Origin of the sequence: Streptomyces sp. NPDC000594, assembly GCF_040299965.1 — a bacterium.
In the GTDB taxonomy this organism is placed as follows: domain Bacteria; phylum Actinomycetota; class Actinomycetes; order Streptomycetales; family Streptomycetaceae; genus Streptomyces.
Genome location: NZ_JBEPCY010000002.1, coordinates 213,220 through 227,283, shown reverse-complemented (window position 1 = coordinate 227,283; position 14,064 = coordinate 213,220). Strand labels below are relative to the sequence as shown.

The window sequence follows — 14,064 nt, the reverse complement described above, 5'->3', positions numbered from 1 at the left end:
TTACCTCACCTTCTGGAGTACGGAGAGCGCGGCGATCAGCTCGGCCTGTGGCTCGGGGGAGATGTCGAGGGCGTCGAGCGGGGCGAGTCTGCGGTCCCGTTCCCCGGTGAGGACGCCGTCGATGCAGCCGTCCGTCAGGGCCCCGCCCCGGTCGCGCAGCCGGATGGCGCCCTGGACGCCGATCCGCTCGGCCAGCCGTTCCCCCGCGCCCCGGGCCCGGCGCCCGCCGAGCAGGGCGGCGGCGAGCAGGGCGGCGACGGTGTCGGGGTCCGGCGCGGTGCTCAGGTCGGTGTCCTGGACCTCGTCCTCGGCCAGCTCCTCCAGCTCGCGCCGCCAGCGCCGGACGGCGATCCCGATCCGTTCGGGCGCCTCCTGGTCGAGCCGTGCGGCGAGCTCCGGCGCGCCCGCTCCGGGCTCCCGCCGCCAGGCCTCGCAGATCTGCTCGTCGGCGGCGGCGACGGCGCACTGCACCAGCGAGCACAGACTCCCGGCCAGGGAGTCCAGCACCTCCCCGGCCGCGCTGTCGCGGGGAAAGCCGCGCCAGCGGGTCCGGGCGTCCCCGGCGAGCACCGCCCCGGCGGCCAGCTGCCGGTCCAGCCGGGCGCGCTCGGTCTCGTACGCCTCCTCCACCACACCCATCAGACGAACGGCGGTGGCGTACTGTCCGGCGACGGCGGAGGCCAGCTCCGGCATCCGGGCCCGCAGGGAGTCGATCACCCCGGTGGCGGTACGCCCCAGCGCCTGCTGGCGGGCGGCCGGGTCCTGCACCCGGTGGGCGAGCCAGGTGGCGAGCGGTGCCACGGCGGTGGTGGGCAGCAGCCCTGTTCCGCCCCCGGCCGACTCGGGCAGCTCGGGGATGGTGAAGCGGGGGACCTCCCCCAGCCCGGCCTTGGTGAGCAGGGCCGCGTACTGCCGGGACACATCGGAGATCACCTGGTGCGGCACCCGGTCGAGCACGGTGACCAGGGTGGCGTCGTACTCCTTCGCCGTACGCAGGAGATGCCAGGCGACGGCGTCCGCGTACCGGGACGCCGTGGTCACCATCACCCAGACATCGGCGGCGCAGATCAGCTCCGCGGCGAGCAGCCGGTTCTCCACGACCAGGGAGTCGATGTCGGGCGCGTCGAGCAGCGCGAGCCCGCGCGGCAGGGAGGACGCCTTCTCGACCCGCAGCCGGTTCCCTCCTTCGGGGGTGTTTTCCCCGGCGCCGGAGCCCTCGTCGCCGTCCTCCTCCTGCCGGGGCAGCCAGACCCGGGTGAGGTGGGGCAGCACCCGCATCCCGTCGAACCAGTGCAGATCATCGGGGTGGCAGACGAGCACGGGGATCCGGGTGGTCGGCCGCAGTACCCCCGCCTCGCTGACCCTCCGTCCCACCAGCGAGTTCACCAGCGTGGACTTCCCCGCCCCGGTCGAGCCGCCGACCACGGCGAGCAGCGGGGCCCCGGGGTCCCGCAGCCGGGGCAGCAGATAGTCGTCGAGCTGCGCCAGCAGCTCCACCCGCGTCTGTCGTGCCCGGGGCGCACCGGGCAGGGGCAGGGGCAGACGCACGGCGGCGACGCGGTCGCGCAGGGCGGTTAGTGCGTTGATCAGCTGAGGCCGTGCATCCAAGGTCACCACATGCGAAGAATGCCCAATTTCGCCCGCTTTTTGAAGCGTATGACGCCACCTGCGCGCCGGTTGGACACTTGGGGCAGAGGGGATGAGTAGGACGCAGGCATAACGACTGCACAACACCCGGGACGCGAGACGCGAAAAGCGCTGCGGGAATCGCACCTGCCTGCGATTATCGGTTCGCTTCACCGAACCTCCACATCGTGCCACGGAGGTGAAGCAACCGGGGCAAGGCGCTCGGAGCCCTATCCTTGTCCCGGCAAGGTCGCGGACCCCTGGGCTCCGGGCACCATGGCCACCATTGGCCCCCGTAGCTCAGTGGATAGAGCAGGCGCCTTCTAAGCGCTTGGCCGCAGGTTCGAGTCCTGCCGGGGGCGCTCTTCCCTTTTATGTCACGGCCCTCCCGCCCGGGAGGGCTTTTCTGCTGTTCAGGGCGCTCAACAGGGACGCGGGGCCGCCAGGGCCGGTGGAGCGGTGATCTGCGGTGGATGCCTCATGCGCAAGGGTGCAGCATCGGGCCGGTCAGCCCTTCCACAGGCCCCTGGTCCGGCACCAGTAGAGCTTGATCGAGTCTTCTGACCCGCGCGGATACATCACTGTCGGGATACCGCGAGAATGGTCACCCAAGGGAGTCGGCGATAACCCCTGACCTGCGACTTTACTCTCGGGTCGCCATCAGCACTGGCGTGTTCGCAACCGTAGGAGGTACTGAACGGGCGGGAGGTCGAGGAGTCGCCATCTGCCCAGGTGGATTCATGACCTCGCGCACCAGGGCTTCCCGAAGTCACCAGGACTTCACCCGCCAGGTCAGGCGACATCGACAGGGGCTTGCCCAGCCCCGACCCACACACTTGGCGAACTGTCACCACCCCCTCCAGGGCCCAACCGAAATCGACCCAGGGTCGCCGTTTTCCCCGAAGCTGGTCGAAGCCTCTGTTGCCACTCCCCCACCACCGACCTGCCGCTGATGGTCACCGCTGCAACATGCACACAGCAGGACAAAAGGTCATTCCGGTTGAAGGGGTAACGAATCCCGGATCATCCTTGCGGGCATGAGCCTCCGACTTTCTGCTCTCGATGTGTCCAGCCTGCGCGACTATGCCTTTGACTGGGCTCTCGTGGATGTTGAAACCTCTGGCCTCATCCCACGACGAGACCGGGTGCTGTCAATCGCGGTGGTGACACTCGGACCGAACGGGGAGCGGATCGAGGAGTTCTCGACACTGTTGAATCCCGGGTGCGACCCTGGGCCCGTACAGGTCCATGGCCTCACCGCCGAGCGGCTACGCGGGGCACCGACCTTCGATCAGATCGCGGGCCGGATCGGGGCACTGTTGCAGGACCGCGTCCTCGTTGCCCACAACGCGCAATTCGACTACGACTTTCTGGCCCATGAGTTCGCCCGCGCCCGCCTCTTCCTGCCTGTCTCACAGCGGCTGTGCACCCTCGCCCTCAACCGGCAGGTGGACCCGCCCACGGCGGACATGAGGCTGGGCACACTGGCAGCGCACTACGGGGTGCCACAGGCAAGAGCCCATGACGCGGTGGACGACACACGGGTACTGACCGGCATCTTCCGGGCCACGCTGCAGGAAGCGGCGAGGCTTGATCTGCCGCTGCCATTGGTGGCCTGCCCCCCTCGGCAGGACTCGCAGTTCGCACCCCAACCGCCAAAGACGCCGTGCGCATACCGCAACCCGGGGCAGTTCGAACCCGGCGGAGCACTCGTTCAAGGAATGAAGATCGCTATAACCGGGGACACCGCGACTTCGCGGGCCGAGCTGGTCGCCCGGTCGGTCGCAGCCGGGCTGAACATGATGACATCGGTCAGCCGCCACACCAGCGTGCTGATCACCAATGAGAAGGCCTCACAGTCGACGAAGTCCAGGCGCGCCGCCGCCGAAGGTGTGCCGATCATCGACGAGCATGCCTTCCTCGGACTGCTCGACCATGTGCGTCCGGGGACACTTCACCAAGCAGCGGCTCCGAAGCCAGTCGGCCGTTCGGTATCCGGAGCAGCCCTCTCCGCAGGGCGGGAAACGACCGTTCCGTCTCCGTCCCGGCCGGAGCCGGCGGGTACGGAGCCAGCGATCAGGCCGCTGGCCGGACGGCGGGTACTCGTCCTCGGCGGTACACACCCTGACGCGGTCGCCGCGCGCACTCGCATCGTCGAGTTGGGTGGCTCCGCCGCCGTCAACCTCTCGCGCAGCGTCACCGACGCGGTCCTCCTGAGCGGCGGGGAAAGCGATTCCCGTATAAGCCGCATCACGGGCCTGGGGCTTCCACTGCGCGACATGCACTGGCTCTCCAATCCAACGACCGCTGGCGACAAAGCTCCCGGTGCGGACAGAGCCGGGGAGACGCAGGCATCACGGCCACAAACTCCGCACGTGCTGCCGCGCGGCGGCGTCGTCAACCTGCCCGCACCGCCGCCCGGAACGTCCTCGCTCCCATGGCACATCACCGCGACCTGGGCCCCGCAGGACCATTGCGAGATCGATGTCGTCGCCTTCGCACTGGATGAGGACGAACAGGTCACCTTCGACGAGGACTTCATCTTCTACGGAGCCCCGGAGAACCCCGCAGGTACAGTGCACCTCTTTACGGGCGGGCCGTCCGAGCAGACCATTGCTGTCGAGTTCGCCTCGCTCCCTCCCTCCTGTCACAAGGTCGTTGTGGCCGCAGCCATCGATGGAAGCGTGGCCTTCGGCGATGTCGGTGCGGTGCAGGTTTCCGTATCCCTCGGAACGGGCGCTGCCCCATTGGCACGGTCCACCCTGGACGCAGCCACCACGGAACGCACCCTGCTCCTCGCCGAGATCTACCGCCGCGGTCCCCTTTGGCGCTTCCGTGCGGTCGGCCAAGGCTACGACCGCGGGCTCGACGCTCTCGCCCGCAGCTACGGTGTGACCATCAGCGACTGACTTCACGGCCGAGACCTCAGCGAATCCCCCCTCCCGTGCCGACCCAGGCGACCCCGACCAGGCGGAACTCCGTTGTTCAGCAAGGTGGTCAAGCAGGTGTGTCGTGGGTCGTGAACGTGCGTCCCATCGACGAACCGTGGATGTGGACGGCGGAACCGCCCGGCGGGCCTTGCTCACACGACGTACAAGCAGCCTCCGACCTGGGGCTTTCCCCTGGCCGTCATCAACCCTGATGGGTTCGCAACGTCGGCTTTGTGGGCGATTCCCATCCGGACACTGTGTCGCCATAGGCCCTGGTGGGTGAGCGGCGGCCGCTGCCGAAGCCGGGAGAGGGCGGGCGGGGCCGGGGGGATCGTTCACGGGCGGGTGGGGCCGGTGGGTGTGGGGGGTGGGCTGGGGATTCGGTCAACATTCCCTCGACTTTGGTCATTCTTTGCCACCTCATAGCCTCGGGAAGGTTTTCGCTTGACCCTGTGCGGGGCGGGCCCGTTGGGTCCGTCGTGGACCTCACGGGTTCATGCCGGGCCCGCGAGGCTGGTGAGCAACTCCATGACAAAGGAGTCTCGACATGATCCGCCTTTTCAGGACGCATTCCTCAAGGTGGTTCGCAGCGGTGGGGGCGGGTGCGCTGTTCGGGGTGCTGGCTCCCGGGCAGACGGCGCACGCCACCGTTCTCTCCTGCGGGCAGACGGTGACGACCAGCGTTGTCCTCAGTGCCGGGCTGGTCAACTGTCCGGGTGACGGGCTGGTCATCGGGGCCGCCGGTATCACCGTCGATCTCAATGGGCACACCGTCGACGGGGTCGGCCTGGGGGCCGGGATCCGGAACAACGGGTTCGCGAACGTCACCGTCACCAACAGCGCGGCCGCTCCCGGGCGGGTGGAGCAGTTCGACTACGGGGTACGGCTCAACGCGGGCACAGCAGGCAATATCGTTGAAAAACTCACCATTCAGAACAATGAATTCTCCGGTGTCGAGCTGAACGCCACCCTCAGCAACAACCAGGTGCGCAACAACATCATCGAACGACAGTCGCACCGAGGCGTCACGATCATCGGCGGAGCGGGCACCAATGCCATCGCCAACAATACGATCACGAGCAACCAGGGGCAGGGCATCTTCGTTCAGCAGTCCGCCGGCAACCGTCTCGAAGGGAATCGGATCACGGGCAGCGGAGGCGCCGGGCTGGCCCTGGAGGGGGCCAGTGGGAACACCCTGCTGACCAACACCGTCGGCATCAGCAGCGACGCCGCGATCTCGATCCAGCTCGGCTCGAACAACAACCTCGTCCAGGGCAACGCGTCCACCCAGAGCCAGGACGCCGGAATGAACGTCTCCAACTCCACCGGGAACCGTCTGATCTCCAACACCCTCCAGGGCAGCGGTGACAGCGGGATCGTGCTCCAGGCGTCCCATGGCTCCACCATCACCGGCAACGACGTCAGTCTGAACACCGGCGGCATCGAGCTGAGCTCCTCCAACAACAACCTGATCCAGTCCAACATCGCGAGCAACACCACCGGGGACGGGATCAGCCTGGGGCTCTCCCTCAACAACACCGTGCGGGAGAACCAGGCCAACCAGAACAAGTCACGGGGCATCCATGTCACCGGGGACGCGGCGGCCGGGGCCGGCAACCAGCTGGTCCGTAACACCACCAGCGCCAACCAGGGCGACGGCATCTACGTCTCCAAGGCCGCCCACACCCTCCAGGGCAACATCGCCCGTGACAACAAGAGCTGGGGCGTCCACGTCGACCTGCGCAACATCGACGGCGGAGGCAACCGGGCGAGCGGCAACGGCCAGGCCGGCCAGTGCCTGCGCGTCGTCTGCACCCCCTGAGACCACCCCATGACGAGCGGCCGGCGGGCGGCGGACCCGCCGGCCGTCACAGGGAAGGCCGCCGGGTCAGCGGGCCAGGCGGCCCATCAGGGAGGAGGCTGCGGTGATGCCCAGGGCGGCGGCCAGGGTCAGGACGGCGAAGTCGAGGGCGAGGTGGGATGGGGTGCCGATCAGGAGGCCGCGCAGGGCGTCGACCTCGTAGCTCAGGGGGTTGACCAGGGCGACGGCGCGGAGCCAGTCGGGCATCAGCGCCAGCGGGTAGAGGGCGTTGGAGGCGAAGAACAGCGGCATGGTGATGGCCTGTCCGATGCCCATCAGCCGGTCCCGGGTGAGCACGATCCCGGCGATGGTGATGGAGAGACAGGAGAAGAAGGCGGAGCCGAGGACGACCGCGAGGGCCACCCCGGCGAGGCGCAGCGGGTTCCAGCTGAGGGCGACGCCGAGGGCGGCGGCGATGAGGATGACCACCATCGCCTGGATCAGCGCCTTCACTCCGGCGGCGAACGCCTTGCCGGTGACCAGGGCGGCCCGTGGGGTCGGGGTGACCAGGAGTTTGTTGAGGATGCCCGCGTCCCGCTCCCAGATGATCTGGATCCCGTAGAAGATCGCGATGAACATCGCGGACTGGGCGATGATCCCGGGCGCCAGATAGTCGAGGTAGGGGACGTCCCCCGTGGGGATGGCCCGCAGCCGGGTGAAGGTCTCGCCGAAGATCAGCAGCCAGAGCGCGGGCTGTACGGCCCGGGTGTACAGCTCGGTCCGGTCATGGCGCAGCTTCTGGAGTTCGACGGCGCACAGGGCGGCGACCCGGGAGGGCAGGGCGATCCAGCCGGGGCGGGCGCGCGGGGTGGTGTCCAGGTGGCTCATGGGGTCCGCGCCGTCACCGGGGACCCCCGAACCCTGGCCCGTGGCCGAACCCGGACCGGCGACCGAACCCGAGTCGGCTGCCGAACCCGGGTCGGCTGCCGAGCCCGGACCGGGTGCTCCGGACGCCCCGGGTGCTCCAGGCGTCCCGGGTGCTCCGGATGATGCCTCAACCGAGCCGGGACGCCGTGCGGCGGGTGCTGCGCACATCGCGGAACCCTCCTCCCGCGTCGTCGTTGCCGAGGCCGCTGCCCGCGTGATGACGGAAGACGTCCTCCAGGGTGGGCTCCCGTGGCCCGCCGGCCGTCGTCCGCAGCTCCTCCTTGAGCTGGGCGGGGGTGCCGAGCGCGCGGATACGGCCCAGGTGCATCAGGGCGATGTGGTCGCAGTAGCGGTCCGCCTCGTCCATGGAGTGCGTGGTGACCAGGACGGTCATCCCGGTGGCCCGCCGTATCTCGGTGAGCCGGTCCCAGACCCCGGTACGGGCGATGGGGTCGAGGCCGATGGTCGGCTCGTCCAGGATCAGCAGCCGGGGCGCGCTGACCAGGGCCTGGGCGAGTTCCAGCCGGCGGACCATGCCGCCGGAGTACGTGGCGACCAGCCGGTCCGCCGTGTCCACGAGGCCCACCGCGGCGAGCGCCCGGTCGACCCGGGGGCGGCGGTCGCGGCGCGGGATGTCGTAGACCTTGGCGAAGAGGGTGACATTCTCCCGGCCGGTGAGCGCGCTGTCGGCGGAGAGCTGCTGGGGCACATAGCCGAGGAGCCGCCGGACCCGCATCCGTTCCCGGGCGACGTCATGGCCGAAGACCCGGAGCATTCCCTGGGGTACGGGCAGCAGGGTGGTGAGCGCCCGGAGGGTGGTCGTCTTCCCGGCGCCATTGGGGCCGAGCAGGCCGAAGACCTCGCCCGCGGCGACGGTGAAGTCCACGCCGTCGACGGCCCGGGTCTCGCCGAAGCGGTAGACCAGGCCGGTGCACTCGATCGCGGCGCCCGCAGGGGAGGACGGCGAGGAAGAGGAAGGGGAAGGCGCGGGGGACGGGCCGTGGTGGATACGGGTCATGAGGGTAGGGCCTCCTCCCGCCCCGGCGGCGCGGCCTCCTCGCGGAGGTTCGCGGCGAGGGCGCGCAGCGCGGGCAGCGCGGCGATGAGCGCCGCCCGCTCGGACCCGGCGAGCCGGGTGAACTCCCGGGTGAAGAGGGCGGCCCTGCGGTCGTCCCACTCCGCCAGCCGCCGGGACGCCTCGGGGGTGACGCTGAGCAGCACCGCCCGCCGGTCACGGGGGTCGGCGGCGCGTTCCAGCAGGCCGAGCCCGGTCAGTTCCCGTACGAGGGTGGAGACCGAGTTCCCCGCGAGGCCCAGCTCACGGGCGGCGTCGGAGACCCGGGTGGCGGGGGTCTCCCGTACCAGCCGCAGCAGCTCGACCTGTCCGCCGCGCAACGGCGGGCCCACGAGGTCCCGGCGGAGTCTTCTCCGCACCAGCCGGCCGACGCCGACCAACAGGACACCGAACTCGGCGGCCGGGGCTATTTCACCCATATATCCAGATTAGCTCTTATTGAGAGCAACAGCAGGGCCGGGCGACGGCGGCGCGGCACCCGCCCGGCCCGGCCCCACACCCTGGGCGGGCGGTCCGCGCTCTCAGGCGGCTCCGCGGCGCATCGTCCACCAGGTCACCAGCGCGCTCGCCCCGGTGGCCAGGACCAGGCAGCCCACAGAGGCGCCGACGACCACCGGACCGCTCAGATGGAGCCCGACATCGGTCCCGGTGGCGTCGGAGAACCCGGCGGCCATCCCGGCCAGCGGTGGCAGCGCCACCAGCAGCCCCAGGCCCGCACCGACCGCGACGACCAGGGCCGTCTCACCGACCGCGAAGCAGAGCAGCTGCCCCCGGGTGCCGCCCGCCGACTTCATGACCGCGAAGTCCCGGCGCCGGGCGTGCGCGGCCATCGCCATGCTGTTGGCGACCGCGACGGCGCTGTAGCCGACCCCGATCAGGATGAGCATCAGCGCGAGACGGTCGGTGAGCCGGGCGTCCGTCCCGTAGTCCTCCAGCGCGTACGCCACGGCGTCGTGCACCGCCGTCCCGGGCAGCGCGTTCGCGGGGCGCTGCTCCTCGGGGACGAAGATGTCACCGGTCAGGGCGGCCGGGTCGTGCTCGCGGACCAGGTCACGGGGGAGGACGAAGTCACCACGGGCCGGGTCGTCGGCGAGCACCCGGGAGATCCGTACGGTGACGGTGGTGCCGTCGGCCATGGTCACCGGGTGGTTCTCACCGGCCCGTACCCCGAGGAAGTCCGCGAGGCTCCGGCCGAGGACCGCCTCACCGGGCACATCCCAGCGCGGGTCCTGGGAGCCGAGGGCGTCGACCACGGCCGGGGTGCCGTCGCCGCGCTCGACAAAAGCGCGGCTGAGCAGCGACGATCGGCCCGGCGGGGTCGCCGCGACGATCTCGTCGCTATGGCCGGGGGTGCCCTTCGGGGTGACGATGGCCTCGCCCCGGAGCCGCTGCGCCTCCCCCGCCGGGTAGGCGACCCGCATCGTCTCGACGGCGCCGCTGAGCAGTACCGCGAAGCCGACCGCGGCGATCACGGGGGCGGCCAGGGAGGCGGCCCGCCCAACGCCCGCGCTCATATCGGCGCGGATCAGCATCGGCACCGCCGAGGTGCCCCGGGAGAACGGCGCGGTGATCGCACGGGTGACCGGGACGATGAGGACCGGTGCGAGCAGCGCGGCGGCGGCGATCAGGGTCATGGTGGCGACGACCGCGGTGTTGATCCGGGCGTCGCTCCTGGCGACGGCGGTCAGTACGACGCCGAGGACGCCCAGGCCGAGCAGGGCGAGCCCGGCGATCCAGCGGCCCCGGCCCATCGCCCTGTTGTCGTTCCCGCCGTCGAGCAGCGCCTCCAGGGGGGCGACCCGTGCGGCCGTCCGGCCGGCGGCCCAGGCGCCGAGCAGGCTGACCCCGACACCGACGGCGGTCGCGGCGAGCAGCGGCCGGGCGGCGAACCGCAGTTCCAGCTCCGGCGGGGCGACATCCAGCCGCAGCAGCCACTCCCGCAGCAGCGGGGAGAGCAGGACACCGGCGACACAGCCGACGAGCGAACCGAGGGCACCGACCGCGGCGGCCTCGCCCAGCACCATCCGGCGGATCTGCCGCGGGTCGGCGCCGATCATCCGGAGCAGACCGATCTCCCGGCGGCGCGCACCGGTCGCGAGGACCAGCATCGACGCGACCACGAAGCCCGTGGTGAACAGAGCGAGGGTGGCCATCGCGGCGATCAGCTGGGTACCCAGGAACCGCCGGTGCTCGATGTGCGCGGGCTGCACGGCGGACCGCTCGTCACCGGTGAGGACCGTGCCGTCCCCGTCCACGGCCTTCCCGGCACCGGAGGCGACGGCGGAGACCGACGCGCCCTTCTCCGGTACGAGCGCCAGCACGGAGACACCGGGCCGCTGGGTACGGGCTACGGCGTCCGTGAAGTAGAGACCGGGCCCGTCGACCGTGCCCACGACCTGGAACTCGGCACGGCCGGCGGCCAGGTTGACGGAGATCCTCTCACCGACCGCCGGGCCGAGCCCCCGGTCCACCACGATCTCCCGGGGACCGGCGGGGGCGGCACCGTCGACCAGGCGGTACGGGGCCAGCGCGGCGCTGGACCAGCCGTGCCCGGCCTCCTCGGCGGCGGCGTCCGCGACCGGCCGGTCACCGTCGAACATCTGGGCGTAGAAGGAGCGGTCGGCGACGGCCCGGGCCACCCCCGGCAGGGCGTTCAGCTCCCGGCGGAGCCCATCGGCCCGCTCCGCGCTCCAGGGGACCCGGTCGGCGTCGCGTCCGTCCTGGTCCCGGGCCTGCTCGGGCAGGATCAGGACCGGGGCCGCGGCCAGCCGTTTCTGCGGCACCGGGCGGGCCGAGTCATGGATGACCAGCGTGGTGGTGATCAGTGTGACCCCCACGCCCACCGCGACAAACGCCGCCAGCAGGCTGCTCCACCGCTCCCGGATGTTGGCGAGGACCAGCATCACGCCTCCAGCGTCGTCATATGGGCGGCGACGGCGGCGGCCTTGCGGGCGTCCGGGTCATGACGGTTCAGCTCGATCTCATCGGCGATCCGGCCGTCCTTGAGGAAGACCACCACATCGGCGACGGCCGCGGCCATCGGGTCGTGGGTGACCATCAGCGTGGTCCGGCCCTCCCGGTCCACCAGGGAACGCATCAGCCGGAGCACCTCACGGGAGGTGGCGGTGTCCAGCGCCCCGGTCGGCTCGTCCGCGAAGAGCACCGCCGGCCGGGTGACCAGCGCCCGTGCGAGCGCCACCCGCTGCTGCTGACCACCGGAGAGCTGACCGGGCCGGTGCCCCGCCCGGTCCAGCAGCCCGACCGCGCCGAGAGCGGCGGCCACCCGCGTACGGTCCACCCTCTTCCCGGCGAACCGGGAGGGCAGCTCCACATTCTGCGCCGCCGTCAGCGACTCCACGAGGTTGAACGCCTGGAAGACAAACCCGACCCGGTCCCGGCGGAGCTCGGTGCGCCCTCTCTCGTCCAGGGAACCGATGTCCCGGCCGGCCAGGATGACCCGGCCGCTGTCCGGGCTGTCCAGCCCCGCCGCACACTGGAGCAGGGTCGACTTGCCGGAACCCGAAGGTCCCATGATCGCCGTCAGTGTGCCCTGCCGGAAGGAGACCGACACATCGTCCAGCGCCACCACCGCGTGTTCGCCTGTTCCATGGACCCTGCGCACGGCCTGGAGCCGGACCGGGTCGACCGCCTGATGCTCTTTTCCTGTCGCCACACCGCAGATCCCACCGGAATCCGGGGTACGGGCACACTGACCGCAGCTCTACCCCTCCTGGTAGAGCTGGCTCCACCGGCACGGCCCGGGTGATCGACTAGCGTTTGCGCCATGCGACCCAGAACGGCCTGGCAAGCCATGGCGCAGCACCCGCTGAGCTTTCTGACCTCTCCCTGGCCCTGGCGGGCGATGGCCTATCTCACCAGCGGCGTCCTGGCCGGCTCGATCGCCATGGCGGTCCTGCTCGCCCTGCTCGCCGCCGGACTGGTCCTCCTCGTCCTGGTGATCGGCGCGGCTTTCCTCGCCGGTGTCGTGGGGTGGTCGGTGGTGGTGGCGGCGGTCGAGCGGCGGCGGCTGCTCCTCGTGGACCTGGACCCGATGCCCGCATCGCACCGCACCCCCGACGGGCCCGGGGCGAGGGCATGGGTACGGACCCGGGTGTCGGAGGCCGTCACCTGGCGGGAGGTGGGCTTCACCCTGCTCTCCGCCGTCTCCCTGTGGTGGCTGGACGCCCTGGTCCTCGGCTTCTCCTTCGTCCTCCCGGCGCTGCTCATCGCCGCCACCGACGGCACCACCTGGCCCTGGACGGTCTTCGCCGTCCTCGTCCTGCTGGCCGCCCCGTACACCGTCACCTCCTGGGCCGGTGCCCGCGCGGCGCTGACCCGGACGATCCTCGCCCCCCGCGACGACGAGCTGGGCGCCGAGCTGCGGGAGGTACGCGCCTCCCGGGTGCGCCTCATCGACTCCTTCGACGGGGAGCGCCGCCGTATCGAACGGGATCTCCATGACGGGGCCCAGCAGCGCCTGGTCTCCCTGGGGATGACGCTGGGTCTGATGAGGCTGGACGCCCCGCCCGGGAACCAGGCCCTGATCGACGGCATCACCGAGGCCGAACAGCAGCTCTCCCGGGCCCATCAGGAGCTGCGCGGGCTCATCCGCGGACTGAACCCGCCGACCCTCGCCGACCAGGGTCTGGCCGCCGCGGTCGCGGACAACGCGGGCCGGCTCACCGTCCCGTTCACCGTCGATCTCGACCTTCCGGGCCGCCTGCACACCAAGGTCGAGTCGCATCTCTACTTCATCATCAACGAGGCCATGACGAACATCGCCCGGCACAGCGGTGCCACCGAGGCGGGAATCCATGGCCGCTACCACGCCGAGATGCTGGTCATGGAGATATCCGACAACGGCCGTGGCGGCGCGGACCCGGAGCACGGCAGCGGTCTCACCGGCCTCGCCGACCGGATCGCCGCGATCGACGGCCGGATGCGGCTGTCCAGCCCGCCCGGCGGCCCCACCCTGCTCCATGTGGAGGTGCCGTGCCACTTCGCCTGATCGTCGCGGAGGACTCGGTCCTGTTGCGGGAGGGCCTGGTGGGCCTGTTGGAGCGGTTCGGGCATACGACCCTGGCGGCCGTCGGCGACGCCGTGTCGCTGGTGGAGGCGGTACGCGCGGAACGCCCCGACGCGGTCGTCACGGATGTGCGGATGCCGCCGGAGCTGGCGGACGACGGGCTGCGCGCCGCCCTGGAGCTGCGCGAGGCCGATCCACACCTCCCGGTCCTGGTCCTCAGCCAGTACATAGAACGGTCGTATGTGACGCGGCTGCTGGACTCGGGCGGCGGCGCGGGCGTCGGCTATCTGCTCAAGGAACGGATCGGCGCGGTGGCCGACTTCATGGCCGGTCTGGAGCGGGTCGCGAACGGCGGCACCGTGGTCGACCCCGAAGTGGTGCAGCAGCTGGTCCGCCTCCGGAACGACCCGCTGGCCCGGCTCACCGCCCGTGAGCGGGAGGTGCTGGGGCTGATGGCGCAGGGCGCTTCGAACGCCAATCTCGCGGCCCGCCTCTTCATCGGTGACGCCGCCGTGAACAAGCACATCGGCAATATCTTCAGCAAGCTGGATCTGCCGGTCTCGACGGACGGGAACCGCCGGGTCCTGGCGGTGCTGGCCTTTCTGCGCGCCGGCTCCGGACCGGGCGGCGGGACCCCCGCCGCCCGGCGGAGCGCCTGACGCACCCCGCCGGGGCTGAG

Annotated in this window: 10 protein-coding genes and 1 tRNA gene; 5 read left to right on the top strand and 6 right to left on the bottom strand. The window is 71.0% G+C overall.

Going from position 1 to position 14,064, the window contains the following annotated elements:
- Complete coding sequence (locus tag ABT354_RS03720; RefSeq protein ID WP_351489170.1) at window positions 1–1,608, bottom strand: dynamin family protein; 1,608 nt, start codon at window positions 1,606–1,608, stop codon at window positions 1–3.
- A 307-nt stretch (window positions 1,609–1,915) separates the two neighbouring features.
- Here ABT354_RS03720 and ABT354_RS03715 point away from each other — a divergent pair.
- The 3 genes from ABT354_RS03715 to ABT354_RS03705 all read left to right on the top strand — a co-directional run bounded on the left by ABT354_RS03715 (window position 1,916) and on the right by ABT354_RS03705 (window position 6,378).
- A tRNA-Arg gene (locus ABT354_RS03715) sits at window positions 1,916–1,988 on the top strand.
- A 675-nt stretch (window positions 1,989–2,663) separates the two neighbouring features.
- Window positions 2,664–4,535 carry a TerD family protein gene (locus ABT354_RS03710; RefSeq protein WP_351488495.1) on the top strand — a complete coding sequence of 624 codons (1,872 nt, stop codon included), beginning with the start codon at window positions 2,664–2,666 and terminating at the stop codon, window positions 4,533–4,535.
- 613 nt (window positions 4,536–5,148) lie between these two features.
- Window positions 5,149–6,378 (top strand): right-handed parallel beta-helix repeat-containing protein, encoded by a 1,230-nt coding sequence (locus ABT354_RS03705; protein WP_351488493.1) that lies wholly within the window; start codon window positions 5,149–5,151, stop codon window positions 6,376–6,378.
- Between the two features lie 66 nt (window positions 6,379–6,444).
- On the opposite strand, the gene ABT354_RS03700 is transcribed toward ABT354_RS03705, so the two are convergent.
- From ABT354_RS03700 to ABT354_RS03680, 5 genes are all read right to left on the bottom strand, one after another.
- Window positions 6,445–7,245 (bottom strand): ABC transporter permease, encoded by an 801-nt coding sequence (locus tag ABT354_RS03700; RefSeq protein WP_351488491.1) that lies wholly within the window; start codon window positions 7,243–7,245, stop codon window positions 6,445–6,447.
- Between the two features lie 166 nt (window positions 7,246–7,411).
- On the bottom strand, window positions 7,412–8,302 hold the full coding sequence (locus ABT354_RS03695) for an ATP-binding cassette domain-containing protein (RefSeq protein WP_351488489.1): 891 nt from the start codon (window positions 8,300–8,302) through the stop codon (window positions 7,412–7,414).
- Window positions 8,299–8,778, bottom strand: coding sequence for a MarR family winged helix-turn-helix transcriptional regulator (locus ABT354_RS03690; protein ID WP_351488487.1), 480 nt, complete (start codon window positions 8,776–8,778; stop codon window positions 8,299–8,301). Before ABT354_RS03690 ends, ABT354_RS03695 begins: the two co-directional genes overlap by 4 nt.
- Before the next feature lie 102 nt (window positions 8,779–8,880).
- A complete protein-coding gene (locus ABT354_RS03685) occupies window positions 8,881–11,262 on the bottom strand; it encodes an ABC transporter permease (RefSeq protein ID WP_351489168.1) in 2,382 nt (793 codons plus the stop codon).
- A complete protein-coding gene (locus ABT354_RS03680) occupies window positions 11,262–12,032 on the bottom strand; it encodes an ABC transporter ATP-binding protein (RefSeq protein WP_351488485.1) in 771 nt (256 codons plus the stop codon). The genes ABT354_RS03685 and ABT354_RS03680 overlap by 1 nt, the downstream gene beginning before the upstream one ends.
- A 111-nt stretch (window positions 12,033–12,143) precedes the next feature.
- Here ABT354_RS03680 and ABT354_RS03675 point away from each other — a divergent pair, with 111 nt between their 5' ends.
- Complete coding sequence (locus ABT354_RS03675; protein WP_351488483.1) at window positions 12,144–13,367, top strand: sensor histidine kinase; 1,224 nt, start codon at window positions 12,144–12,146, stop codon at window positions 13,365–13,367.
- Window positions 13,352–14,044, top strand: coding sequence for a response regulator (locus ABT354_RS03670; protein WP_351488481.1), 693 nt, complete (start codon window positions 13,352–13,354; stop codon window positions 14,042–14,044). Before ABT354_RS03675 ends, ABT354_RS03670 begins: the two co-directional genes overlap by 16 nt.
- Window positions 14,045–14,064 lie beyond the last annotated feature (20 nt).

Excerpts from the sequence above, each read along its gene's own strand:
- ABT354_RS03685 (WP_351489168.1), bottom strand. The coding sequence starts at position 11,262 with ATGCTGGTCCTCGCCAACATCCGGGAGCGGTGGAGCAGCCTGCTGGCG.
- ABT354_RS03690 (WP_351488487.1), bottom strand. The coding sequence starts at position 8,778 with ATGGGTGAAATAGCCCCGGCCGCCGAGTTCGGTGTCCTGTTGGTCGGC.
- ABT354_RS03710 (WP_351488495.1), top strand. The coding sequence starts at position 2,664 with ATGAGCCTCCGACTTTCTGCTCTCGATGTGTCCAGCCTGCGCGACTAT.
- ABT354_RS03695 (WP_351488489.1), bottom strand. The coding sequence starts at position 8,302 with ATGACCCGTATCCACCACGGCCCGTCCCCCGCGCCTTCCCCTTCCTCT.
- ABT354_RS03675 (WP_351488483.1), top strand. The coding sequence starts at position 12,144 with ATGCGACCCAGAACGGCCTGGCAAGCCATGGCGCAGCACCCGCTGAGC.
- ABT354_RS03700 (WP_351488491.1), bottom strand. The coding sequence starts at position 7,245 with ATGAGCCACCTGGACACCACCCCGCGCGCCCGCCCCGGCTGGATCGCC.